At 41.7% G+C, this 24,092-nt stretch carries 20 protein-coding genes; 13 read left to right on the top strand and 7 right to left on the bottom strand.

Features of this window, described 5'->3' with window-relative positions; translation table 11 throughout:
• Positions 1–110: 110 nt before the first annotated feature.
• On the top strand, positions 111–980 hold the full coding sequence (locus ACXAER_RS04375) for an XrtA system polysaccharide deacetylase (RefSeq protein WP_474826925.1): 870 nt from the start codon (positions 111–113) through the stop codon (positions 978–980).
• Here the strand turns inward: ACXAER_RS04375 and ACXAER_RS04370 are convergent.
• The 4 genes from ACXAER_RS04370 to ACXAER_RS04355 all read right to left on the bottom strand — a co-directional run bounded on the left by ACXAER_RS04370 (position 974) and on the right by ACXAER_RS04355 (position 5,596).
• The gene (locus ACXAER_RS04370; RefSeq protein WP_474826922.1) at positions 974–2,005 is read right to left on the bottom strand and encodes a GNAT family N-acetyltransferase; all 1,032 of its coding nucleotides are present in this window, start codon (positions 2,003–2,005) and stop codon (positions 974–976) included. The two genes, ACXAER_RS04375 and ACXAER_RS04370, sit on opposite strands and share 7 nt — an antisense overlap.
• Entirely contained in the window at positions 2,002–3,147 is a 1,146-nt protein-coding gene (locus ACXAER_RS04365) for a GNAT family N-acetyltransferase (protein ID WP_474826918.1), read from the bottom strand. Before ACXAER_RS04365 ends, ACXAER_RS04370 begins: the two co-directional genes overlap by 4 nt.
• A gap of 137 nt (positions 3,148–3,284) precedes the next feature.
• Positions 3,285–4,478: a DegT/DnrJ/EryC1/StrS family aminotransferase gene (locus ACXAER_RS04360; protein WP_474826914.1), complete on the bottom strand. Its 1,194-nt coding sequence runs from the start codon at positions 4,476–4,478 to the stop codon at positions 3,285–3,287.
• Positions 4,457–5,596 carry a glycosyltransferase family 2 protein gene (locus tag ACXAER_RS04355; protein ID WP_474826911.1) on the bottom strand — a complete coding sequence of 380 codons (1,140 nt, stop codon included), beginning with the start codon at positions 5,594–5,596 and terminating at the stop codon, positions 4,457–4,459. The genes ACXAER_RS04360 and ACXAER_RS04355 overlap by 22 nt, the downstream gene beginning before the upstream one ends.
• Positions 5,597–5,763: 167 nt before the next feature.
• Between ACXAER_RS04355 and xrt the strand changes: the two genes are divergently transcribed.
• Both xrt and ACXAER_RS04345 read left to right on the top strand, forming a co-directional pair.
• Positions 5,764–7,209, top strand: coding sequence for an exosortase (gene xrt / locus ACXAER_RS04350; RefSeq protein WP_474826907.1), 1,446 nt, complete (start codon positions 5,764–5,766; stop codon positions 7,207–7,209).
• Positions 7,209–8,288 carry a glycosyltransferase gene (locus tag ACXAER_RS04345; RefSeq protein WP_474826903.1) on the top strand — a complete coding sequence of 360 codons (1,080 nt, stop codon included), beginning with the start codon at positions 7,209–7,211 and terminating at the stop codon, positions 8,286–8,288. Before xrt ends, ACXAER_RS04345 begins: the two co-directional genes overlap by 1 nt.
• 46 nt (positions 8,289–8,334) lie before the next feature.
• Here the strand turns inward: ACXAER_RS04345 and ACXAER_RS04340 are convergent, their stop codons facing one another.
• From ACXAER_RS04340 to ACXAER_RS04330, 3 genes are all read right to left on the bottom strand, one after another.
• Positions 8,335–9,417 (bottom strand): acyltransferase family protein, encoded by a 1,083-nt coding sequence (locus ACXAER_RS04340; protein WP_474826901.1) that lies wholly within the window; start codon positions 9,415–9,417, stop codon positions 8,335–8,337.
• 15 nt (positions 9,418–9,432) lie between these two features.
• Entirely contained in the window at positions 9,433–10,251 is an 819-nt protein-coding gene (locus ACXAER_RS04335; RefSeq protein ID WP_474826898.1) for a polysaccharide deacetylase family protein, read from the bottom strand.
• Positions 10,252–10,420: 169 nt separating this feature from the next.
• Positions 10,421–11,584, bottom strand: a complete 1,164-nt coding sequence (locus ACXAER_RS04330) for a carboxylate--amine ligase (protein WP_474826894.1) — start codon at positions 11,582–11,584, stop codon at positions 10,421–10,423.
• A 93-nt stretch (positions 11,585–11,677) separates the two neighbouring features.
• Between ACXAER_RS04330 and ACXAER_RS04325 the strand changes: the two genes are divergently transcribed.
• The 10 genes from ACXAER_RS04325 to ACXAER_RS04280 are packed head-to-tail and all read left to right on the top strand — an operon-like array spanning position 11,678 to position 24,091.
• Positions 11,678–12,796 carry a glycosyltransferase gene (locus tag ACXAER_RS04325; RefSeq protein WP_474826891.1) on the top strand — a complete coding sequence of 373 codons (1,119 nt, stop codon included), beginning with the start codon at positions 11,678–11,680 and terminating at the stop codon, positions 12,794–12,796.
• 1 nt (position 12,797) lies between these two features.
• The gene (locus ACXAER_RS04320) at positions 12,798–13,343 is read left to right on the top strand and encodes an arsenate-mycothiol transferase ArsC (protein ID WP_474826886.1); all 546 of its coding nucleotides are present in this window, start codon (positions 12,798–12,800) and stop codon (positions 13,341–13,343) included.
• The gene (locus ACXAER_RS04315; RefSeq protein ID WP_474826885.1) at positions 13,336–14,640 is read left to right on the top strand and encodes an O-antigen ligase family protein; all 1,305 of its coding nucleotides are present in this window, start codon (positions 13,336–13,338) and stop codon (positions 14,638–14,640) included. Before ACXAER_RS04320 ends, ACXAER_RS04315 begins: the two co-directional genes overlap by 8 nt.
• Complete coding sequence (locus ACXAER_RS04310; protein ID WP_474826882.1) at positions 14,624–16,384, top strand: hypothetical protein; 1,761 nt, start codon at positions 14,624–14,626, stop codon at positions 16,382–16,384. The genes ACXAER_RS04315 and ACXAER_RS04310 overlap by 17 nt, the downstream gene beginning before the upstream one ends.
• A gap of 2 nt (positions 16,385–16,386) precedes the next feature.
• Positions 16,387–17,673, top strand: coding sequence for a phenylacetate--CoA ligase family protein (locus ACXAER_RS04305; protein WP_474826879.1), 1,287 nt, complete (start codon positions 16,387–16,389; stop codon positions 17,671–17,673).
• Complete coding sequence (locus ACXAER_RS04300) at positions 17,670–18,920, top strand: glycosyltransferase family 4 protein (RefSeq protein ID WP_474826877.1); 1,251 nt, start codon at positions 17,670–17,672, stop codon at positions 18,918–18,920. The genes ACXAER_RS04305 and ACXAER_RS04300 overlap by 4 nt, the downstream gene beginning before the upstream one ends.
• Entirely contained in the window at positions 18,874–19,983 is a 1,110-nt protein-coding gene (locus tag ACXAER_RS04295) for a hypothetical protein (protein WP_474826875.1), read from the top strand. Before ACXAER_RS04300 ends, ACXAER_RS04295 begins: the two co-directional genes overlap by 47 nt.
• Positions 19,984–20,041: 58 nt before the next feature.
• On the top strand, positions 20,042–20,902 hold the full coding sequence (locus tag ACXAER_RS04290) for a sulfotransferase family protein (protein ID WP_474826871.1): 861 nt from the start codon (positions 20,042–20,044) through the stop codon (positions 20,900–20,902).
• 4 nt (positions 20,903–20,906) lie between these two features.
• Positions 20,907–22,112, top strand: coding sequence for a glycosyltransferase family 4 protein (locus tag ACXAER_RS04285; RefSeq protein ID WP_474826869.1), 1,206 nt, complete (start codon positions 20,907–20,909; stop codon positions 22,110–22,112).
• A gap of 11 nt (positions 22,113–22,123) precedes the next feature.
• Positions 22,124–24,091 (top strand): acyltransferase family protein, encoded by a 1,968-nt coding sequence (locus ACXAER_RS04280; RefSeq protein ID WP_474826865.1) that lies wholly within the window; start codon positions 22,124–22,126, stop codon positions 24,089–24,091.
• Position 24,092: the final 1 nt, after the last annotated feature.

Genomic DNA, 24,092 nt, shown 5'->3' with positions numbered 1-24,092 from the left:
GAACTAGTTTTTCCTTTTCTCTTTCAGCGAAATGATATTCAAAGAGTTAAGCGCCCATGCTACCTTGTTTTAGTAATCGTAACTCAATTGGTAATTAAAAAGTAGATGATATGGCAAAACTTAACGCGATGACAGTAGATGTGGAAGAGTACTTTCAGGTCGAAGCGTTTGCAAATGACGTGTCTATAGACACTTGGGCTTCTTATGAGTCTAGATTGCACTTCCAAATGGAGTCGTTATTGACGGTATTTGCCGAAAAAAATGTGAAGGCGACCTTCTTTACACTCGGTTGGATTGCGAAAAAACACCCCCAAATTATTGCCAAAATTGTAGAAGGAGGCCACGAGTTAGCGAGTCATGGGTTTATGCATCAGCATATTTCTAAACAAGACAAGGTGAGTTTTTCGAATGATATTGTACGCGCTAAAAAAACGTTAGAGGATATTTCAGGCGTTGCTATTAAAGGTTACAGAGCTCCGTGTTTTTCTATTTCGGCAGAGAATAATTGGGCGCATGATGTTATTGCCGAAGCTGGCTACATATACAGTTCCAGTAGTTACCCCATTAAACACGATTTGTATGGCGTACCGAAAGCTCCTAAGTCACCTTATTGGCTTGTGAATGGCCTACTTGAAATACCGGTGACAACTTGTACTTGGCGAAACAAAGTATTTCCTGCGGGGGGCGGTGGCTACTTCCGTTTATTACCATTTGTACTATTCGACATGTTATTCAAAAACTCAGACCATCAGGCTGTAGCCAACTTTTATACTCACCCGTGGGAGTTTGACCCCGAACAACCGCGAATAGCCAGTAGTCTTAAATCCAATTTTCGTCATCGCGTAAATCAATCTAGTGCTTTGCAAAAGCTGAAGAAACTTTGTGATCGGTATGAATGGACAACTATGCAGGATGCGTATTTGGGTGCAGAACATCCTCACTATGGTAAATGGGAATGCGTGGCTAACGGCGACTATTGATTGCGTTTTGCGTAAATTTTGATTAACCAAGCCGTAATAATGTTGATTTTACGAGGTAAGCATATTAACCCATTCTCGATATTTACAGTGTTTGACCAATCCTTTTTGTATTCTTCGTCACCCCGCAGGAAGTCAATATTGCTAGGGTTACTATGTACCGCAATAATTTCATTTAAAAGAATTATACCTACCGAAAACTGTCGGAAATTGTCATCGTTTGCGAGTAAATAATATTGTAACGTCGAATCGCGTAAAAAGCCTAAATGCGCCGCAGCGGGCAAACCGTCAATTGTCACTACAGAAAGGTGGAGTGATGACTGATAAGTACGTAGTAGGCGCTTTACCGAAGTGCGGTTTTTTGCTGCAGTCAGTTGGTTTGGGCCAAAACGTTTTGCGTTTTGGTCGAGTATCCAATCAATCAATTTTTCATCATATGCAGTATTAATTAGAATCTCGTAATTGGCGTGTTGCGCCAATTTTTTTCGGCGTCGTTTTGCTTCGCGCAATACTTTACTGTTTAGCGGAGCTGCATCACTCTTGTACTGCGAATGGTGCCAGTGGTTGAAGGCTATATGCTCGCGAAAATAGCGTTTAGCGGATAGGCAGCATTGCCGCAACACTGAGCTAGGATAGTTAAATATCAATGGCAAATTTGCGTATTCTGACTCGGCTAATTTGGATATGCAGCGTTGGAAGAGAGTGTATGAATCTTCTGATGGTGCGAAAGTGAAATTTTGATAATCGGTAAATGCACTGCATAAATGCTGTAGACATGGAATCTTCAGCTTACGGCTCATGTTTTGTTGCACAAGAGGTAATATGGCGACGCAGCGATCAAGATCGTAAACGCACACAACAATTACAGTCCTGCCTTTTTCCGTATGCAAATGAGCCTGATTTAAGCACCAGAAAAAACTATCGAAAGGGTGGCTGTTGGCCAATTTCTCTAACGCTATCCAATCATTTTTTAGTTCGGTAAGTGACTGTATACCAACGCTTATTTTTGTTGAAAATTGGTTGTTCATGGTAATTGTTTAGCGACAAACGGCCCTATTAAGCGTGTTACCCAAACTGGTAGACGCTGCCAAGTCGCAATAGCGAGCTTGAATTTGGGATTGTCGGGATTCAAACCACCATCTGCATTAGTATCGTCTTTTCCTATCGTATACCAATAGTGTTGAATTGGTTTCGAACCCCATTGCTTTTTAAATCGGTAGGTGCCTTCGTTATAGGTAGAGCGCCCAAAATCAAACCACGAGCAGCCCTTTGTTACAGCAAATGCCAATATCTGGTCATACATCCACATATTTATATTCATATGGTTGACCTTTTTTAACGTTGAAGCCCAAGGGATCTCCATTACGCTGTTATTTTGAATTAAAAAGCCAGTTGCAACGGGCCGTTCAGCGAGGTAAACAACACACAAATATGCGTGGGCGGGGATAGCTTCAATCAGAGACTCAAACCAAGCTTTTTCATACAAAGGCGTACCGAGGTCTCGCATATTGGTCGATAGCACATGATAAAAATCATCCAATAGCTCGCTACCACCAAAAACAACTGAAGGGGCAAACTCGTTGGCTTTATTGACCTGTGCGCGTACTTTTGCGCCGAAAGACTGACGTAACAATGCTTCTGAGTGCGGTAGTGGCAACACCATTGATACTTTTTTACAGTTGCTTGGTCGCTTTTTAACTTGAGTTAGAGTCCGTATTTCCGCATATTTGAGAGACATGTCTTTAACGACTTGCTCACCAAAGGTAAGCAGGCGTTCAAACACATTTGAGTAATCAGTCAACGGCCCGCCGTAGTTAAAATAAGGTTGTGAAATCGCAAAATGACCGAATAGCCGCGTACGCATTACGGTTATTGGTAAACCTCCAAGAATTTGCCCAGATTCGTTAAGTGCAAGCAGTAGTTTTGTTTCATTAGTAGAAGGTTGTCCGAGCCAATTAAAAATAGGTTGAGTATGATAGATGCTCGAACGCTCTTGAGTCTTTTGCCAATCCCAGAATAAAGCTAACTGCTCAGCATTAGCGATACATACGCTAATTGCGCCAGTATATGTTTTTGTTGGCGCCGTAAATTGAGGCGCCATCTTTTTTTCTTCGCTATTTTGTTCTGGTGTCTTGCTTAATGCTTTTAACTTTTCTTCTAATGACCTCACCTGACAACTGATTTCTTGCATTTTTTCAAGAAGATTATTGTGTTCAGGACTTCCTTTTATGACACACTTGAACTGTTTAGAAATAGTGCTTTTTTGTACCTTGACCTGTTTTAATTTGCGTTTGATCTCACTCGGTGTCATAGCGAAACTCGTTCTGTCAGCTTATCTTTAAATTGCGCTAGAACACGGTGCATTATAACTTTATGTTTTTCTTTAACGCCTGAGTGGGTAGGTAAGGTTACTAAGGTTTCCGCCAAGCGGTCACTAACTGGTGTTGGCATAGGTCGTTCAGATATTGCAGCAATACCTGGTATATCATAAAGTGCGCGCTTATACATAGCGGTTGCAGTTATTCCCTGATTGATACACTTGGCAACAAGCAAATCACGGCTCTTGATATTGTCGACCAAGAGCGGCAAACGCAATAAGCGTTGTGCCTGATCAGACCAAGCACACGGGCCTATTTCACTGTAACTAGTTGCGGTTGCTAACGGTGATTTTAAATAGTTTATGATGGCAGGGGTTACCAGCGAGCGTTTAAAACTCTCAATTCGTTCAATACTATCTAATTGGTGATACACAGTAGAGCCTATATCTAAACCAGGCACTCGAGTTAGCGCCCCGTATAGAAAAGGCTGCATTAGTGCATTAAAAAGGGCACTTTTTGCCCGAAAACCAAGCGGTGTTGATACTGGTACATTGGTGTCGCTAAATCCTTGCGATGTTCGTGATAACAACATACCTCCACCCATCAAGTTGACGGGCTTACCGCGCCCAAAAGAGGTCACTATAAAATCGCTGTAAGAACATTCAACTGGAAGTTGGTAATTTCCTATATTGGTGAGATTGGACTGCCGGCTGTGAGCGGTTGTCGCTTCGGGAAACCACTGCGCATCATCTTCTATAATTTTAACATGCTTAGGTAGAACGGCTTTAATTTCGCCAATTGGCATAGAAATACCAAGCAGGGCAGGGCAGATTATTGCTACTGCTTTTTCTGCGCACGCTTTCACATGAGCTAGATTGAAGCTGTATTTCTCTTGAGTGAGATCAATAATCACAGGGTTTGCACCAGCGTAAACAACTGCTGCAACTAAATCTGGGCACCCATAACCCGGAAGTATTACGTCACGCCTTGTTGGCTCTGTTTGTACTGCAATCGACATTGCGATGGCTTTAGCTAATGCAGCAGTGCCAGATTGATAATAGTCACAATGAAAACCAGGAACATGAAATACTGTTTTATCAGATATAGGTTGTTCTAATGCGTACCTGACAGGTGTTCCAACCGGAGGTAACTGACGCCAATTCATCGTGCCGAAGGCTGCCATACAGTCATGCGCTTTCCGGATAAAAATTTAATACCGGCTTCAAACAACGCAATGTTGACTTGTGTGAAAAAATAAATAATTTTGATAACGCCAATGTCCTGCAATTTTGGCAGCCAATGAGCCAGTAATGCTGTTCCATAAAATGCAATTTGTGCGACAAAGGCTAACGTATAAACGGTATGGCCTGTTTGCATACAGAAAGGCGTGATAATAAAGAGAGCTATTAGTGACCAAGGCACAGTCCAGCGTAATAGTTTGTGGCTCACTACCTGAAATGCAAACCAGCCGTATTTAAACGGATTTAATACTTCAGGATGCCTTTTTAAAGCTGTCATACCTCTTATTACCGTTCGGATTTTTCGGTTGTATTCCTTGGTGGGATCTGCCAAATCTGTGTAATAACCCAACACGTCTGGTGCAGTGACTGCCTTTAGCCCCAGAGAAGCGCTGTTCAACGCTGTATTAAAATCGCTAGGTGAGTGAATATCCCATTTCTGACATACTTCATGGCGAGCAGCAAAGAAGGATCCACTTAAACCAACTAACCCAGCCAGTTGGGATTCTTGTTTGCGCAGCCACATCTCGTATTTAACATAAGCACCTTCGCCAGCGACCTTTCCCTCTTTGCTAATGAAGCGATCTTCACTGGAAATAGCACCTATTTCGCTATCATCAAAGTAATGAGCAAGTTTGGTCAAACCGTCAGGCTCTATTTTTGTGGCTACATCAGAAAATACAATAATACCCTCACCAACGGTTTTTATTGCTTGTAGCTGTGCGTTTTCTTTACCTAGACGCTCAGTGGCTCTGACTAGCTGAACACCTCGCTCAGCAAACGAACTTACAATACTGTCTGTTTCATCAGTACTGTTGTCAGACGCTACGATAATAGTGAGCTTTTCTTGGGGATACTCGAGCAGCATTGTGTTATCAAGTTTTTCGCCAATTCTATGTGCTTCGTTGTGAGCAGTAATAATTAACGTTAACGGCGGCAATTCACTGTTTTTATCTGCAGATTTGGCAGACGGGTAAGCGAGTACTAAAGTTTTAATTATTAATGGATAAACAAAGTAACTAAACACCGAGAGAAGCGCTAGTAGCCAAAATACGAGTTCCATGCAGTTCTGCACCTGAGTTTTATGTTTTCGCTAGCACTTTACAATACCATGAATCAGCCATGCAATGAATTATCTGAAAAAGTACGTAGATCAAGGGCTATAAGTTTGATTTAATGTAGCCAAAACTGGAATTTGTTCACAAATGATATGGAAAGGAAAACAGGTTTATGCCCTTTAATCGTTGGGCCTTTGGATTGGTCGTATTTCTTTGTTTAGGTGTAGTTAGTTGGGCCTATCAGGAAACGTTTCTGTCACTACACAATATTTGGACTGAGAATAACCATACGTATTCACATGGCTACGTACTATTGGCTTTCTCGCTCTATGCGTTGTATATAGACCGACGCTGGTTAGTTCCTTCCCCATCTTTTTTGGTTTGCCTATTTGGGCTTGCTATTGGCGCGGTTTGGTTTGCCGCGGTGAGTGTTCAAGTGCGCCTAGCACAACAGATGCTTGTTCCCTTCATTCTTTTCTATTTACTGATTTCGATTGTAGGGTTTAGAAATGCGTTGAAAGCAGCAGTTCCCGTGTTTTCTTTGTTTCTTGCAATTCCTGTAGCTGATTTTTTTCTCGATCCTTTGCAAGACTTAACTACTTTCATTGTATCTATTTTCGTCCGTTTATCTGGTATCACCGCGTTTATCGATGGTTATGATATTCATTTACCTTACGGTGTAATGCGCATTGCAGATGGTTGTGCAGGCTTAAATTACATGCTGGCAGGCGTTTGTATGGGCGTTTTTTACGGATATTTAAACTTGCAAACGTGGCGCCACAAGGTATTCGCCTTGTTGTTAATCGCAGTATTTGCATTAATTGGAAATTGGATACGTGTATATCTGCTGATAATGATTGGCTACTATTCAGAAATGCAAAGTAGCCTAGTACATGAACACGGCTTCTTTGGCTGGGTTACGTTCGCTATACTCCTAGCCATATACTTCTTTCTGATGGAGTGGTTCACGCGTAAATATGCCAATAACTCACCTGAGGCTGAGACTCCTAAATTAAAGCAGTTTACCGCACGCAATTATGTTGCTCTGGCTCTGGCCGTTTTTACCTTAGTTCTTTTTCCCCTGTACAAAAGCGTCCAAGCCAATAAATCTTTAGTTGTAGAAGAATTTCAAGTTAATGTTCCCGACGGTTTTGCTGTGCAGTCAAACGACTGGTTTTCTGACAAAGGCGTTAGTTTCATTGGCAGCGACTTCAATGCCGTTTATTTAAAACCGTTGAGTCAATCAGCGGCAACGCTATTTGTGTCTAGCTATATGAACCAAGCTCAAGGCAAAGAGTTGATTTACTTTGCTAACACTGTCGGTAATGAATTAGAGAATGTAACAGTTATAAGTGGTGAGTTGGGCCCTGTTAACATTGCCCAAAAACGCAAAACTGGCGGTTATGTATTGTGGGTATTTAAAGTAGCTGAAGACACAGCTACAGGTGACTTACAAACTAAGCTGTTGCAGTTAAAACATTCGCTTAAGGGTGTGCCATCATCTGCACTCGTTCTTCATATTGACTGTAATAGACAATGCGATAAAACAGTATCTCAGGCCGAACTCGAATTCTACGCTGACATGTTGTACTCGATTTCTGTACAAGTGGGCAAATAATGCGAATTGTGCATATTGCTTCAGGGGATAAATGGGCCGGTGCAGAAGTTCAGTTGTTAACTTTAGCCTCGAATCAAGCGCTTACAGAAGATGTTCACGTGATTGTGCTCAACACTGGCGACCTTGAGCAGCGATTGAAACAGAAAGGTATCGATGTAGCTGTTTTTGACGAAACTAAATTTAGTTTTGCTGATTTATTTCGCAAAATAAGGCGTCATTTAACGCTGCTTAAACCTAATATAGTGCACACACATCGGCAAAAAGAAAATATCCTTGGTAGCCTAGCGAGCTTTTTTGTGCGGGATGCAGTCTGTGTGCGTACAGTGCACGGTGCACCGGAGTTTAAGCGCAATTGGAAACAAACTATTCAACATAAATTAGATAACTTTTGTGGTAGTAGGCTTCAATCTGCCGTTATCGCAGTATCGAGCGATCTGGCTAACAAGTTAAACCACGATTTTAAGCTTTCACACATTCACGTGATTGAAAATGGAATAGACCCTTCTGAAGTTCATCAGGCATTGAGTGTAAGTGAGTTTAAGTTAGCATCACCAAGCAAACTTAATATAGGTTTTGTTGGACGAGTTGAGCCAGTAAAACGCATAGACTTGTTTTTAGCGGTGGCAAAACAGTTAGTTGGTGAGAATAAAGGTGACTCTGCATACAGGTTTCACGTGTTTGGCGATGGTAGTGAACTTTCCACAGCGAAAAAAATGGCTGCTGAGCTAGGTATCTTAGCGAGTGTTGAGTTTTATGGTCACAGGAGTGACATTGTCGCTTGTATGGCTAAAATGGATGCTGTGTTAATGCCTTCTGATCACGAGGGGCTTCCAATGACCGCGCTCGAATGCTGTGCATTGGGTGTGCCGATAGTTGCGCATCGTACGGGGGGCTTGGTCCATCTATTAACCGCAAATTTCCCAAGTGGGCTTGTTGCAGAACACAATGCTGATGCTTACGCTGAAAGGTTGCTAGACGTGCTGCAACAAAAAACTAGACCTCTTTTTAGTATGCAGTACTCAGCAAAGAATAACGCCGTATCAATGCTGAAATTGTACAAACAACTGCTCAACAAATAATACCATTCCGTATAGGTAATTACCTGCTCAGCGAGAGCTATAATGTTCAGAATGCTTTTTGCATACTGAATTTTTTGCTCAAACGCTGACTGGGCGCCTCGATAAATTTATGTACGACGTGCGCTGAAATGATGCTAGCTACAATGCCCATAGCAAAGATCATTAGGGTCAAAAGCGGACTATTCTTAATAGGCAACAATCTCTCTAACACCGCAATAGTTTTCCATCCGAAATCAGGGTGCAATAAATATAGTGGATAACTAATTGCAGCTAGATATGCGAGTGACTTTGAATGAATAGTCTGCAGAGCATTGCAGTACCATAAAACATATAAAGCTAGCGCAAAGCCCGTACCCGCAAGGGCAAAGTATTTTACATGGATGAAGAGTAGGAACACGCATTCTATTGTCGACCACAAAATAAACATTAACTTCGCAAGTGGACGATTTAGGACGATGTTTGCAAATAAAACGCCAAAAACAAAGTAGTGCCAGAATGGCACAAACAGTCCGGGTAATAAATTGTCAATGAATTTGTAGTCGACCAGCAATGACCAAAACCCGGTGATAAGCAGCAGTAATACCATAAGTTCCGTATTGTGGGTTCTCGAGATGGCTCTACAGGCAGCCAAGCAAACAACGAAGAATAAGTAGAATTGGATTTCCAAGCACAACGTCCAATATACCACTGAGATGGAGTAGTCTATTTGAGCCAGATCTTGAATGTAAAACATGTGAAAAAGTACATCAGAAACCGACGGAAGCGCTTCATTTTCACTAGTGACCAGGTTCTTTGCGACCAAGAGTAAGATACTCAGCGCTATGCATACCCAATAAGTAAAATCTAATCGAATACTGCGCCGCAAGAAAAAGACACCTACATTACGAGATGTCATGCGGATGTTTTTAAGGCTGTAGGCAATTGCAAACCCACTTATAACGAAGAAGATAGGGACGCCAACAAAACCAAAGTCCATAAACGTGTTTAACCAGTCAAACAATAACGGGTCGAGTTGTTTTTCTAAACTTCCACTTAAGTGATAAAGAACTACCAGTAGCGCCGCAATTCCACGAAAAGAGTCTATAGATTCAAACCGGTTGGCAGCTTTAGTTTGCGTTGTGATACTCAAAATAGTGCCTTTAGTTTAAATCCATCCAGACATGCGAGCTTTAAACTTAATCTTGGTATCGCTAATGTCATTGTGTACACCAATACGCTTTAATTCGTGTGGGGTAAATTCATCTACGTGACCGCGCTTGGTTGTCACCGCTGCTTTATAGTGTTGCGCGACCAAATTCAGAGCACTGGCTGAATAGTCACCATTGGGGAAGCAAAACAGCTCTATTTCATTACCAAACCTAGCTTCAAGCCGTTTTTTGCTCATCACGACTTCATTGTGTAGGACACTATCTTCGGTAAAGTCATTAAGACGGCAATGACTTAAAGTATGACTACCTATTGCGATGTTCGCTTTGTTGAGTGACTGTTCGAACTCTTCTTCGTTCATCATTTCACGCGGTGAATCGCCTGTATCATCTATACTGGCAAGCCAAGAATAAATCTGATCATCGTTAAACTTTTTGAGTTCTTGAATCAAAGCGCTGACTGATTCGCGATTAAATTCGTTGGGAAGCCGTCCAAGCTGTTGTTGTAAGATATCGAGAAAAGCCTCATTTCTGTGGTCTGATAGCAGAAGCTTAGCTACTCTATTCGGCCAAAACTGAACGCCTTTACCGATATGTTCTTCAACTGCAAAAATAGTTGCTGGAATTCGTTTTTCCTGCAATAACGGAAACGCAAATTCAAAGTTATCGCGCCAACCGTCATCGAATGTAATAGCAACACAAGTTTGCTGTGCATAGTTGTCGCGGTTCTTTACCCAATCAGTTAAATCTACAACTTCAAGGTTACTTTGCTGCAATGTAGCTAAATGCAATGCAAATGTATCAGGAGTCACGATCATTCCTGGCTCTTCGAATCGAGTTCGATGGTCGTCAGCAGGCAGAACTCTATGATACATCAGAATAATTAAACGCCCGGGTTTATTTGTTGCAAAATGCCAGCCTACCGAGCCCGCTACCCAGACCAAACACGTTTTTATTAATTGTTTTAGAAAGTTCACGTAAACGCTATCACTTAAAATATTGTTTTAATTCGTACCAGGCTGGTCCAAGGTCACCCAAGCGGTTAACTTCATGTTTCCTATTGCTCATTCGAGGTGTCAGGAATCGTAACACGGCTTGTAGTTTTTCCGAGGTGTTTTTGTTCCTATCTTTCAATTGTAAATACAAATTATCGACATCACCTAAAAACCAGCGCAGTTGTTGCCCGGTTTTAAAGCTATTTACAGCAGACAGGTGTTCGTTAAGCTCACCCTCTAATAGCAGCATAGGAAAATTAACCCCACTATCAACGGATAGCTGTAATGAGCCCCACAAGCGGGTATTTATTTCCATTAAGTGCGGTGTGTTTTTTGCGTCAACTCGAAATTCTACCATTGCCACACCGTGCCACTTTGCATCGTCTAAGATCATAGTTGCGTAGCGTTTCATATCTTCTCTAACAGAGATGCTTTCGCTGAGCACACTTACGCCACCTGAAGGCGGTTTTTCTCTAATTCGTCGGTGAGCAAAAAATGCGATTGGATGGCCTTTATGATAGTAACAAAACAACCCAGCTCCAAAACCATCAATGAATTCTTGGAGCATAAAACTTTGTCGTTCTAAATAATCGTGTTCTAAAAAAATTTGCCTTAATTCGGCCTCATTACGTGCAACGGTTACCGTAGTATTAAGCCATTGGTCGTCAACCTTAATGCGCGACAAAGAAGGTTTTACAACTACAGGGTAAGCTATCGTCGACACATCAACATCAGCTGTCGAAGTGAAATGCTCAGAGTATGGTATCGGTACTCCTAACGCAGCAGCGCGCTTTGTCAGAGCTGACTTGTTGCTAATGTTAAGAACCGTTTTATATTGAGCAAAAGGCAAATGACAGGTCGGTAGTGCGTGTTTATTTTCTAATATAGTACGGCTTGTGATTTCAGTCACGGGCATTAAAAAATCAATATTGAATTTTTTAATTGCCTGAATCAGCCAAGCAATGAAAGGTTCAATGCTAACAGCTGGGTCAGGGTAAGTGATGTAGTCAGAACTGTACTTTGAGTGGCCTGCAAGTGCCTTATTTGAGGCGTCGGCGGTAATTACAGTGTATTGAGTGTGACAACCTATAGCACGCGTAGCTGCCAAAGCGCTGCGTTGATTTGCATCCAATACAAGTACTACTTTTGGTTCCATATTTCTGCGACTAAAATGATTTCTTGCTCCAAGCTTAATGCTTGTTATTCTATAGAACAATGTTTTAGTCATTCGCTTTCTTGTTAAACCCTAATGACCTTAAGAATTCTCCATTTAATTGATACTACTGGTCCTGGCGGAGCAGAGGATGTTTTTATCTCGCTCGCTAGTAAGTTACAGAACACTGCTGAATTTAATTTGGCCGTTTTAAAAGGAAAAGGATACGTAAACGATCAACTGCAGAAGCGCAATGTTAAAACCGAGATTATTCCTGCTGGCGGAAGTTTTAACGTCAAATTAGTATGGCAGCTAATGCGTTTAGTTCGAAAGCACAACATTACTATCATCCAGTCGCATTTACTTGGTTCTAACGTTTACGCGGCAATAGTAGGGTTGTTAACGGGCGTGCCCGTGGTTGCCACATATCATGGTATGGTTGATATTGCGCCAAATGAAAAGTTTAAGCGACTTAAGCTTTGGTTTATGCGCAAAGGTATTAGTCAATTTGTGGTGGTTAGCAATTCCTTATTTGATAAGGTGTTTACATCTGGTCTGCTTGTAAAAGAAAAAACACGTACAATTTACAACGGTATTCGCCTTGAGGATTACACCCTAAAGCGAGATAGTGATTTGCGCAGTCGATTAGGATTGTCAAAAAGTACAATAGTACTTGGCGCACTTGGAAATCTGAGACCAGCTAAACGCTACGACATTATGGTTGAAGCCTTTGGTAAGCTTCAAGCAGCGGGAGTTGATGCTGCCCTCGTTATTGGTGGAGATCCGCGACCGTCTATAAAATCTAAGCTAGATTCGTTGATAGCAGAAAATGAAATTAGAGACTGCCATTTTTTGGGGTTCATTGAGAATACGTCGAGTTACTTGTCGAGTCTAGACGGATTCTTGCTATCGTCCGACTCTGAAGGGTTTTCCATTAGCACCATTGAAGCAATGGCAAGTGGTTTACCACTATTAGCTACGCGCTGCGGCGGTCCTGAGGAAATAATTAGCGACTCACAACAGGGCGAGCTGGTTGACTGCAATACCGATGCGTTCGTTACAGGGTTAAATAGGCTAGTGACAAACATTAGAGCTGGGCATACAGTAAATACTGCAGGTAGAATACGGGTAGAAGAGAACTTTTCTGAACACGCCATGTTGACGCAATATTTGGATACTTATATGCAGCTCTTGAACTTAAAAAAAGAAGCATAACATGTTTACAGAGTGGATTGCCGATAACTACGGCTCTAAAACGGGGTTGTTGAGATACTGTCAATTCAACGCAAAAGCCTTGTTTGGCGCTTATAAAACGAACAGTCGTTCTCGCCAACCATTTAAAAGACTTATTTTCTTGTGCAGTGGTAATATCTGTCGTTCACCTTACGGAGAAGTTGTCGCTCGGTCTCTAGGTGTTGAATCTATTTCTTTTGGTTTGCATTGCCGAGGCGGTGACCCTGCAAATGAACGTGCGGTCGCTTATGCTGCAAAACGCGGGCTTGATTTATCGGGCCATCTTTCACAGCACATCAGCCTATATGAGCCTCAAACCGGTGACCTCATGCTGGTAATGGAACCTTCTCATTTACTTCAATTACAAGCACTAAATTTAGGTGTTGAAACCCAGTTTATTGGAAGTTTCGCCAAACCTTCTACGGTTTATCTTCATGACCCGTATAATACGAACGATATATTCTTTGAGCACTGCTTAGGAATAATTCACGACGCCGTTGAGAATTTAAATAGGATAAACCGTGAGTGATGTGAAAGCGCCTGCCTCGTTAGTGGAACAATTTTTTTTTGTAAAAATCAAAAACAGTTGGCAATTTTTTAAAGCTGAGTCTTTTGCATTCAAATGTGTTTGTTTGTACTTGTTTGTCGAATACTTTCGTCCGCAAGCAATATTCCCATTTTTAGATTTTATACCTTGGGCTCAAGTGTTCCTTACCGGAGCGTTCCTTGCCGCATTTTCAGATCCAAAAGCAAAATTCCGCATGGATCCAATGCATATTTATGTTTTGCTTTTCAGTTTTGCCGTGCATGCGTCTTTCTTGGTGGCGTATAGCATCGAGTGGTCGCAGCGTTACTATATTTTCTTCATACAATGGATTGTTATTTACTTCCTTATTTGTTGGATAGTAACCACCCGAGAACGTTTTTTTATCTTTTTTCTTATCCTGTTTTTCTGTGCTCTTAAAATTGCAGCTGGAACGGCGCGCATTTGGGTTATGCGTGGTTTTTCTTTCACGCAGTGGGGGCTCATGGGGCCACAAGGTTATTTTCAAAACTCTGGCGAATTAGCGGTATTGATGGTTGTGCTTTTCCCTTTAGCAATTTACCTTTATCTTGACCACAAAGACTCGTGTAAAACTTGGGAAAAGTGGATTTTAATTGCTGGATTTGTCTGTCCTATTCTAACGATTTTGGGCAGCAGTAGCCGTGGCTCCCAAGTGGCATTGGCGTTACAACTCATATTCCTATTTTGGCGCAAAATCTTTAATTTAAAAGTACTTATTTCCGTAGCTGTTTTGACCTATGGTGTGCTCACATTGTTGCCAGATGAGCAAAAAGAACGGTTTACGTCTATCGGTGAAGATAAATCATCACTTCAAAGAACCTTGTACTGGAAAAATGGTTGGGAAATGATGACGGAACACCCCATTTTGGGGGTTGGCTTTTATAATTTTATTCCATATTACAACGTACATTATCCTAACGATAGGCTCTATGGGACTGCGCAACTACCGCATAATATCTTCGTTCAGGTAGGGACAGATGCCGGCTTTACGGGGTTGTTGTTTTACATGGCTATTATTGCCCTTGCGCTTACGCGAAGGTTAAAAGTTAAATTAGATGAAACCAAACCAGATGAGTTATTGCTATTCTCAATTTGGAAAGGATTGCGTCTTGGGATATTTGGTTTTGCAATTGCCGGTCAGTTCGTCACTATTGGTTACTATCCGTTTTTGTGGATTTCCATTGCATTTCAAACGTCTTTATTTTTAATCATTAATAATCGTATAGCCGATAAGGGTAAAAGGAATGCCGTGCGTCGATAAAGGATTTTTGATCATCATCGGGGGGAAAGCAAGGTCGCCCGAGCTTTCGTCTAGTTTTCAAACGAGTAAGCGCTACAACGAAGCCGGGTTGTACTTTGACCAAGGCTCTAAAAATAGGCATTTAGAATTCACTGAGACTGCTTTCAATCTCTATCTAGGTGACCGTCATTTAGGTAGTGACGATTCTGCTTACACGTGTATACAAGAACAGTGGTCGCCAACACAGCATACGGGAACCTTGATTAGTTTTGACGCTCCGCGTGGTTTGCTGAACATACAGTCGGACTTTTTAGGCAGTGAGCCTTTGTTTTACGGTTTAAAAGGTGGGGCACTGTGGGTGTCAAATCGTATTGAGAACTTCGTGCGTTACGGCGACTTTGAGCGCGACTGGGCCGGTGTCTTCACCTTTATAAACGATGCGTACACTGTTGGGGAACGTTCTCTGCTAAAACACGTTTTCTTGCTGCGCCCTTTGCAACGAGTAACTTATTCCGCCGCCGCGGAAAGGTTAGAAAGAACGAACCTTGACTATTGGCAGAGCGATAATGAAGCGAATGTGGAATCGGCTCTAGATGCAGTAGACGAACGTTTAAACCACGTATTGTGTAATAGCCCGCATACTTCCTTAATGCTTTCCGCGGGTTGGGATTCACGTTTGTTGCTGTCTTCGAACCCAGAGCGAATAGTTCACACCTACACACATGGGCATCTCGCTAGCCGCGAAATTGCTATCGCATTTCAATTGGGTGCGCCGTTACAAAAGTCGATGTCTTTTGTACCTCTTGAAAACACCCCATTTGGTCGAAATCAAGTGCTGGAAATGCTAGCGCAGTTGGGCTGCGCGTTGTTTCCACACTGGTACTACGCCAGTAGTATGCAGGACTCAAGCTCAGAAGCTCCTCTTAGTGCAGGTTTAGTAGTCGAGCATATATCGGGCCACTACGGTTACAATAGTCTAGGTAATAATCACTCTCGCTTGGTAGCGTTTTTTAATACAATTTTGCGACCGAATGTGTATGACAAAATTGGTAACGACGAAGCGATTACACTGCTAACCCCATTGTTAAGCAAAGGGTTTGTTAAGCATCCCTGGTGTTGGATAAAAGAAATTGATTCCGCCACTTTACGGGCAGATTTTAATCGCGATGTTGAGCAAGTTTTACAGAATTACACGCAGCACAAAACGTCGGGGCTGCATGAGTTAAGTGAACGCTATCGGTTGGAACACTCAAGTCGGCAATTTTTTGCATTGCAAACTAAGACCGCCGAAAACTTTATGGGTTATCACCACCCCTATGCAGATTCACGATTGGCAGAGCTGGTCTTACAACTAAAATTCAGGCACCGAGTTAATTACAAAGTGAGTCAAAACCTTGTGAAACGACGAGCTCCGAAGCTATTGAAAGTTCCTATGGCGGCAACTTTGGTTAATGCTGAGCGGCCAATTTTAATGCAAGAGCTTTCGCGTTTCGCAAGAATTTCTTATGAGAAGGCGAGTAATACAATATCAGGAAAAGTATTGAAAGGGTTGGGGTGGAACAATTTTGATTTTCTCTTTAGTTACGACACATTCCATGAATACATAGATTTGCTGGTGGATGATATGTGGGATAAAACGGCCATGCATGCTTTTGTACAACGTGCCGCAGTAAATAATGTTGATGCTTATTCGGTGCTAGAAGTGTTAACTAAATATCTTACATTAGATTTTCGCCTAAACCCCAGCGCTTACGAGTTTAATTAGTTATGTGGTCTCCATTTGCAAAAGTAATATTTTGGTTAGGTGCTAGCAAGCGCAACCCGTCTCTGCGTAGCATACTCAAAGAACTTAAGGGCACTGAGTCACTATCTAGAGACGAATTACATGCGCTGCAGTTGAAAAAACTAAAAAAACTCATTGAATTGGCGTATCAATATAGCCCTTACTACCGGCAGCAAATGATAACGCATGGTTTACTGCCTAGCGATATACAAACCTTGGATGATCTTAAACGTTTTCCAACCATTGATAAGTCTACTCTTATTACGCACAACGCCGAGATACATACCGCTTTTCCGTTTAAGAAGCGAATGCTTGCGGAAACCTCTGGAACCAGTGGGGAATCTTTGGCGTTTTATCGAAATGAAGAGTGGGACTCGACCAACCGAGCCAACGTTATGCGCAGCTATGCTTGGTACAACGTAAATGTTTGGGATAAGAACGGTTATTTTTGGGGCTATAACATCGACCAAACCAAAGCCTTTAAAATTAAAGTATTGGATTGGTTGCAAAATCGCATGCGTATATTTCGGTACGACGATGCCTCAATAAGTCATTTCGCTAAACAATTGAACGGGGCAAAATTTTTGTCTGGCTATTCATCAATGATTTATCAGATAGCCAAGAAAGTAAATGACTTGGGCCTAAAAATTGAAGGCATAAAGATGGTAAAGGGTACGTCTGAGATGATTTTAGATGCTTATCAACCGAATATCGAGAAAGCGTTCGGTAAAAAAATGATCAGTGAGTATGGCGCAGCTGAGTCAGGCCTTATCGCTTTTGAATGCCCGCATGGCAGCCAACACATCTGTATGGAAACGGTTATCGTTGAAGTTGATGATAATAGTGAAATTTTAGTGACGAATCTGGCTTCGTTGTCTTTTCCGATTATCCGCTATCGACTGGGAGATTGCGTAAAGCTAAGCGAAGACATGTGTTCTTGTGGTCGACAGCATCTAGTTTTAGATGAAATACTGGGCCGAAAGGGTACCTCTATCAAAGGGAATGCAAAAGAATATCCTGCGCTAACCTTTTACTATGTGTTTAAAAATTTAGCGTTAGAACATCATATTTTAGTTAATTACAAAGTAGAACAGCATAAGCTTGGTCACGTCAATATTGTGCTTGAGAGTGTGCCATCGCCTGAACTTGAAAACTTAATTGGCGAAGAAATGCAGAAATACTTTGCTGATGATTTGAGCTACTCCTTAACCTACACCAGCAAATTTTCAGAACAATTAAAAAAGCGTCAGTATTTTGAGAGCTTCTTATGACAGGAAAAAATTCGAACACCAGAAAACGCGTGCTTTGGATAAATCATTTTGTTCCTTACCCAGCGAAAGGCGGACTGTTAATAAGAACCCATGGGTTACTCAGCACTGTGGTTCAAGAACATGACGTAACGCTTCTATGTGTGGTACAACCACGGTTAATAAAACCGTACTTTAAAGATTTAGAGTCGGGGCTAAAAGAGGCAAAAAGCTTTTATCAGAGCCAAGGCGTGAATATAGAATTTTTTGAAATGCCGTCTGAGAAAAGCCGCTTCTCAAGGCTCCAAGTAGCATTCACTTCTCTATTTTCGCGCAAGCCTTACTCGGTACGCTGGCTGCATTCGCCAAAACTTGCAGCGCGCTTGAAAGCACTAGGCTCTGAATCATTTGACTACGTGCATGTAGATACGATGGGGTTAATGGCAATGGTCCCTGAGGTGAAACACGGTACAAAAGTCACGGTTAATCACCATAACGCCGAACACGTTATGATGGCGCGTAGAGCAAGTAAAGAGTCTAACTGGTTAAAGCGTTTGTATTATCAGCTTGAGAGTAAAAAAATAGCGCAATTTGACAGCTACTACATGCAAGTAGTCAAATCGCATATTGTTTGTAGCCAAAAAGATGAGCATAGCTTGAAGGAACTTGAACCCAGCCTAGCAATAGAGGTTGTGCCGAACGGCGTTAGTTACTTACCAGCGCCGAAACGACAGCCAGCCGTAGGTCGCTTATTGTTTGTAGGTGGTTTAGACTGGTACCCAAATACAGATGCTATATTATTTCTGCTTGATGAGGTCTGCCCACGTTTAAACTCCCTGAGCGCAAAGGTGCACATTGATATTGTAGGCAAAAATCCTTCGGCTGAAATTGTAGAGAAAGCAAACGCTTTCAACTTTGTAGAGCTACATGGCTACGTAGACGATATCGAACTTATGTATGCCAACGCACAAGCGTTTTTATGCCCCTTGCGAGATGGGGGAGGAACAAAGTTAAAAGTTCTTGATGCGATGAATCACGGTTTACCTGTTATTGGGACCGAGATCGCATTTGAAGGGATAGCTGTTGAAGATGGTGTAAGCGGGTTCATAACTGAAACAGCTGAACAAATTTGCTCTGTTGTAGCATCAATTATCGACAACGTAAATTTCTCTGAGCGTGTTGGTAGTAAGGCACGTACACTTATAAAAAATAGGTACGACTCTAATGTTATTTCAAAAAATTATGCCAAAAAAATTACGCAAGCCAACTAGGCTAAACTATCTACTTGCTGCGACTGCACTGCTTGTTACTGCCGCATATGTTCACGGGCATGAATGTGAAACATCAACGCCTAAAACTGCATCTTCCACTCCTTTGACTGCCATTGACTTTCAAGTAAACAACTTATTTGAAGTCAATGAAGGAGTGGTTGATTGGTCAGGTAGCCACGGCGGTATAGTTCAAGTTCCCAACTCTGAATTGCAAGGCGTAAGGTTTAGGTATAAAGCTACAGATATTGATCGGGACTCAACCAGCGAATTTAGATATACCATTTACCAGCCTCTTGAGCATAGCTGGGAGTATTTAGTCTTTCGCCAACCTGTAAACTTCTACCACAGAGAATCTGTCCTCCTCATTGCGCCATACGCACTGAGCAGAAATGAGTGGCTGCCTGGTGATAAAGTTATAACAGATAAAGGGGTTCGAGGGATAGTCGCTAAACTTGATGGGGAGCGTTTATTCATTGCGGACAATGAACATCGTTATGATCAAAACTGGGGCGCTGGGCGGATAATAACAAATCAGCGCAGCGGCGTGTCGTTTGAGCCTATTGATAGCAAGGGGCAGCCATCAAACAATAAGCTATCGACTCAGTGGCAAGGGCAGTACTCCAATGCGGGTATGACATTAGAAACTAAAGCCATTCCACCAGGTTTTGGCGGTGAATTAGGCGTGTCATACTGTCGCCCAACAATCAACCGTTCTGGCTCGCATGAGGGTATCGGTTATATTAAAAATAAGATTAATGACAATCAAAAAGCCATATGTTTTGACCCCGCAGACAATGGCAAGGTTGTGGAATTTGTTGTTGAGCGAAAACGCTCGGCTCATATTCAAGATAAAACAGGTGGCTACCGAATTTGGAAACGTGTTGAGGGCGAAGAGTGGGCGTTAATTTTTAGTAATATGACGCTACTTGTATTTGATGAAGTAAACAATTCCTTTGATAAGGGCTATGTAATGGGCTGGTCAAACAGCGGCTATAACGAGCAGACCGATTTCTATTTGTTGGGCTGGCAATTGTGGGATAGTAAACCTACCTTCTTACCCTAGAGGGCAGACTGGTGTAATCGAAAAGGAAAATATAAATGTCAGAAAGGCAAACAGTATAGTGAAAAAGCCTAATCTTTTTATTATTGGTGCTATGAAGTCGGGAACTACATCGCTTCACCATTACTTAAGTACTCATCCGCAAATGTTTATGAGTGAGCCTAAAGAACCGGGTTTTTTTAAGCTGTCGAATCGCTCTGAGGACGAATGGCTGGCTTATTTAGAATTGTTTGCCGGGGCTAATGAAGCGCATTTGTATGTAGGAGAGGGCTCGACGGATTACGCTAAAATTCCTCAGTATGAAAGAGTGACTGAGCGAATTAAGGATTTTTCTCCAGAAGCCAAAATCATCTATGTACTTCGTAACCCCTGGAAACGAACTATTAGTCACTATTGGCATACAAGACGTCCTCAAGTCACCGATGGTCAAACAAAAAACTTTGACATAGCATTTGCGGAATTTGAAGGTTATAAGTCATTTTCTGATTATCCAATGCAAATCGAACCATTTATTGGTTTGTTTGGGCGTAACAATATCCATTTCACTATTTTTGAAGACTTAATTGCAGACCCCAAAGCTGAGCTAAATAAAATCTTCGCGTTTTTGAATTTAACTGCAGAGTTCGATTACTCAGTGGTTGAGAACAAACTCAACACAAGACCAGAAAAAGTGATGTCAGCGGCAGGTAATGGGTTAATGCACAAGTTGTCATATTCCGGTCTGTGGTCGGTTCTTGCTAAAGTTATACCCAAATCAGTGAAATCGAAGTTACGTGGGTTAGCTATAAAAGAAGTGGATCCTGCATCACAAGAGCAGTTTATTACTGCAACCCTGCAACAGCAACGAGAGGCCTACGAAGATATCATCAAACGAACCTCTTTAATGCTTGAGAGAGATATGTCTGATATTTGGAAGTTGTAAACTCATGCAGCCTTTGCAGATTCTGTTTATAGATATTGGCCTTTCGTTCGGTGGTTCGCTGGTGGTTGCTGCCCGTGCGTCACGCGCTCTAGAAGCTATGGGGCATACGTGTACTATTGTCACCCCCGTTAATCCAGAGCTGATTTTGCATCATTTTTCACCTACCACAGAAGTTATCCAATTACAAAAAGGGGTTACCTATAAACATAGGTTGGATTTCAATGCAAAAATTAAGTCTTTCAAAAGTAAAATAGCACGCACGCTATGGTCACGGTGCTTTTCCATTTATGAATGGATCAAAAATTCCACTTATCGGCGTAATGTTGCAAGAATCATAAAGTCTAAGAATATTGAGGTCATACACAATAATAATTGTTTAGACAGTAATGGTGTTGCCAGGCGGTTGAACGTACCTATAGTTTGGCATTTCCATGGTTGTTTTTACGACAACAGCCGCATGACTCGGTATTCATTGCAAAAATGCGCTCATTACATCTCTATTTCTAATTTCGTCTATAAAACCGTAATGGCGCACGGGTGGATAGCTGAGGATAAAATTTCAACGTTGTTAAATCCGGTACAACAAGCCGTTCAGCAATACGACGATCATGCACTAGCTGAAAAACGCAGTGAACTCGGGCTGCAAAGTTGCTATGTAATATGTGTTTTTGGACGCTTAATTAACTGGAAAGGCCAAGCTGAATGTATTGACGCAATTGAAATAGTCGCTAACGCTCTTCCTAATGTTAAACTACTGATGATTGGCGACGATTCTGAGTTTGGTGGTTATAAGGAATGCTTGGTTGATAAAGTAGTGAAAAAAAACTTAGCTGACATTGTACAGTTCATAGGTTACACGAAAGAGACTGATTTATATTACCAGTTGTGCGATCTTGTCGTGCATTGTTCTATCGAACCTGAGCCCTTTGGTTTGGTGATCACTGAAGCAATGCTTAATCGGGTTCCCATAGTAGCGTCTTGTTACGGCGCCGGCCCTGAACTGGTTAGAGATGGCGAAAATGGATTGATAGCCGACCCTCTGAACCCAAGTGATTTAGCGAGCAAAATACTTACGATAGCGCGGTCACCGGAACTTCAACAGCTATTTGTTACCAATGGCATGGCGCTAACGGGTACATTAAGTGCAGAATCCTACGCTGAAAAATTGTTTGAAATATACCAAAAAGTTACCAGCACAACCAATAAGTGAACGCGTCTAAAATGAAGTATCGCCCAGAAATCGATGGCCTCCGTGCACTAGCAGTTGTCCCTGTGATTCTTTTTCATGCTGGGTTCCAAGGCTTCTCGGGTGGATTTGTTGGCGTTGATATTTTTTTTGTCATCAGCGGCTATTTAATTACTTCGATAATTATTAAAGAACTAGATAGAGGCTCGTTCAGTTTAGTTGAGTTTTATGAGCGTAGGGCTAGAAGAATTTTGCCCGCTTTATTTTTTGTATTATCAGCTTGTTTACCATTTGCGTGGCTATGGCTTCGACAAAACGATTTGCTTGAGTTTGGTCAAAGTTTAGTTGCTGTTGCAACGTTTGCATCTAATATTTTTTTTTGGATTAATAGTAACTACTTTGCAACAGTATCTGAACTTAAACCTCTTCTACATACGTGGTCATTGGCGGTAGAAGAACAGTATTACATTGCCTTTCCACTGATCATGATGGCATTGTGGTTAACGGCGAAACGCAAAGCAATTTTAGGTTTAGTTGTTATTGCGATAACTAGTTTCATTCTTTCTGAACATCTTTCCCATTCGGCGCCATCGACAAATTTTTATCTGTTACCATCTCGCGCATGGGAACTTTTGTTAGGCTCGTTTACTGCATTTTATCTGTACCACCACAGTCACAGTGCAAACCTCTATGTTAATCAGTTCCTAAGTCTCACTGGTCTTCTATTAATTGTTGCGAGTATTGTTTTATTCAACAAGGAAACACCGTTTCCTGGGCGTTTTGCATTAGCACCAACCCTTGGTACATGTTTAATAATCTTGTACACAACGCCCGGTACTTTTATTTATAGTGTTTTGAGTAATCGCGCTTTAGTATCTATTGGGTTGGTATCATATAGTGCTTATTTGTGGCATCAGCCATTGTTTGCACTCGTGCGTCATAGGCTTTATGGCGAATTACCCGTTGTGCACGCATTAGTATTCTGTGTTGTCACTTTTTTATTGGCCTATATCAGCTGGCGTTGGGTAGAAAAACCGTTCAGAGATAAACATAAAACAAGTCGCACTCAAATTTTCATATTTTCACTAATGGGCTTGTTTGCCATTGCCGCGATTGGGTTCGCGATTCATTTCACAGACGGCTATCCACAGCGTAAAATTGCGCATATAGAGGTGCTGCAGCAGCACCTGGATAAATTGCAGTTAGAGCGCTACCAACTAGACAATAAAAAGTTACAGCAACAAAGTTGGCAAATCCTAAGAGAAATATCTTCAGATCCCGGTTATGCAGTTGTCGATAACAGGTTCGATAAACGAGCTTGGTCTGTGGGCAGCGAAGCGAATGAACACTTACTCATAGTTGGTAACTCTCATGCAAAAGATATGTTTAATGTTTTATATAATGCGAAGTCTATTGCCTCTCGTTTCGCATTAAGTCGTTACGGTATTCAGATAGAAGATATTAAAGACGCGTTCTACGCATCGCCTAATTATCAGCGGGCGAATCTAGTTTTATTCGCATCGAAGTACAGCGATAACGACTTAAAGTTACTTCCTGTGGTTCTTGAGCGCTTAATCCGTGACGGTAAACGGGTTGTATTAGTTGAGCAAATTCACAGCTTTACAGATTCTGAAACTGGCGAATATAACTTAGCGGATTTAGTGTTAATTGAGCGAGGTAAAGAACATCACAAAGCTCAAGAATTCATTTTGGCGGTAAACAAAGCCTATACTGATGATTTTAATTCTCGGCGTTATAATAGCGCTGAAGAGGCAAAAAATAATAAATTGCGTCAGCTTGCGAAGAGCCTTAACCAGGTCTCGGTGTTAGATCGCTTAAAGTATGTCTGTCCCGAAGATTTGTGCATTGCGATAAGTTCAGATGGGACTAAGCTCTTTTACGATTATGGGCATCATACAATTGCTGGTGCAGAGTTTTATGGCAATGTTATTGATAAGTATAAATTGTACAGTGAAGTGTTTTGGCCAAAACGGTTGGAGTGAC

The sequence above is a fragment of the Alteromonas sp. AWJ4_199 genome (genome assembly GCF_056159165.1).
Note: the sequence above shows the minus strand (reverse complement) of the source record. Positions and strands in the feature narration are given on the sequence as shown.

Bases quoted from the DNA above. Each gene is read 5' to 3' on its own strand.
- ACXAER_RS04375 (WP_474826925.1), top strand. From the start codon at position 111: ATGGCAAAACTTAACGCGATGACAGTAGATGTGGAAGAGTACTTTCAG.
- ACXAER_RS04370 (WP_474826922.1), bottom strand. From the start codon at position 2,005: ATGAACAACCAATTTTCAACAAAAATAAGCGTTGGTATACAGTCACTT.
- ACXAER_RS04360 (WP_474826914.1), bottom strand. From the start codon at position 4,478: ATGGCAGCCTTCGGCACGATGAATTGGCGTCAGTTACCTCCGGTTGGA.
- ACXAER_RS04355 (WP_474826911.1), bottom strand. From the start codon at position 5,596: ATGGAACTCGTATTTTGGCTACTAGCGCTTCTCTCGGTGTTTAGTTAC.
- xrt (WP_474826907.1), top strand. From the start codon at position 5,764: ATGCCCTTTAATCGTTGGGCCTTTGGATTGGTCGTATTTCTTTGTTTA.
- ACXAER_RS04345 (WP_474826903.1), top strand. From the start codon at position 7,209: ATGCGAATTGTGCATATTGCTTCAGGGGATAAATGGGCCGGTGCAGAA.
- ACXAER_RS04335 (WP_474826898.1), bottom strand. From the start codon at position 10,251: ATGATCGTGACTCCTGATACATTTGCATTGCATTTAGCTACATTGCAG.
- ACXAER_RS04330 (WP_474826894.1), bottom strand. From the start codon at position 11,584: ATGGAACCAAAAGTAGTACTTGTATTGGATGCAAATCAACGCAGCGCT.
- ACXAER_RS04325 (WP_474826891.1), top strand. From the start codon at position 11,678: ATGACCTTAAGAATTCTCCATTTAATTGATACTACTGGTCCTGGCGGA.
- ACXAER_RS04320 (WP_474826886.1), top strand. From the start codon at position 12,798: ATGTTTACAGAGTGGATTGCCGATAACTACGGCTCTAAAACGGGGTTG.
- ACXAER_RS04310 (WP_474826882.1), top strand. From the start codon at position 14,624: ATGCCGTGCGTCGATAAAGGATTTTTGATCATCATCGGGGGGAAAGCA.
- ACXAER_RS04305 (WP_474826879.1), top strand. From the start codon at position 16,387: ATGTGGTCTCCATTTGCAAAAGTAATATTTTGGTTAGGTGCTAGCAAG.
- ACXAER_RS04300 (WP_474826877.1), top strand. From the start codon at position 17,670: ATGACAGGAAAAAATTCGAACACCAGAAAACGCGTGCTTTGGATAAAT.
- ACXAER_RS04295 (WP_474826875.1), top strand. From the start codon at position 18,874: ATGTTATTTCAAAAAATTATGCCAAAAAAATTACGCAAGCCAACTAGG.
- ACXAER_RS04285 (WP_474826869.1), top strand. From the start codon at position 20,907: ATGCAGCCTTTGCAGATTCTGTTTATAGATATTGGCCTTTCGTTCGGT.
- ACXAER_RS04280 (WP_474826865.1), top strand. From the start codon at position 22,124: ATGAAGTATCGCCCAGAAATCGATGGCCTCCGTGCACTAGCAGTTGTC.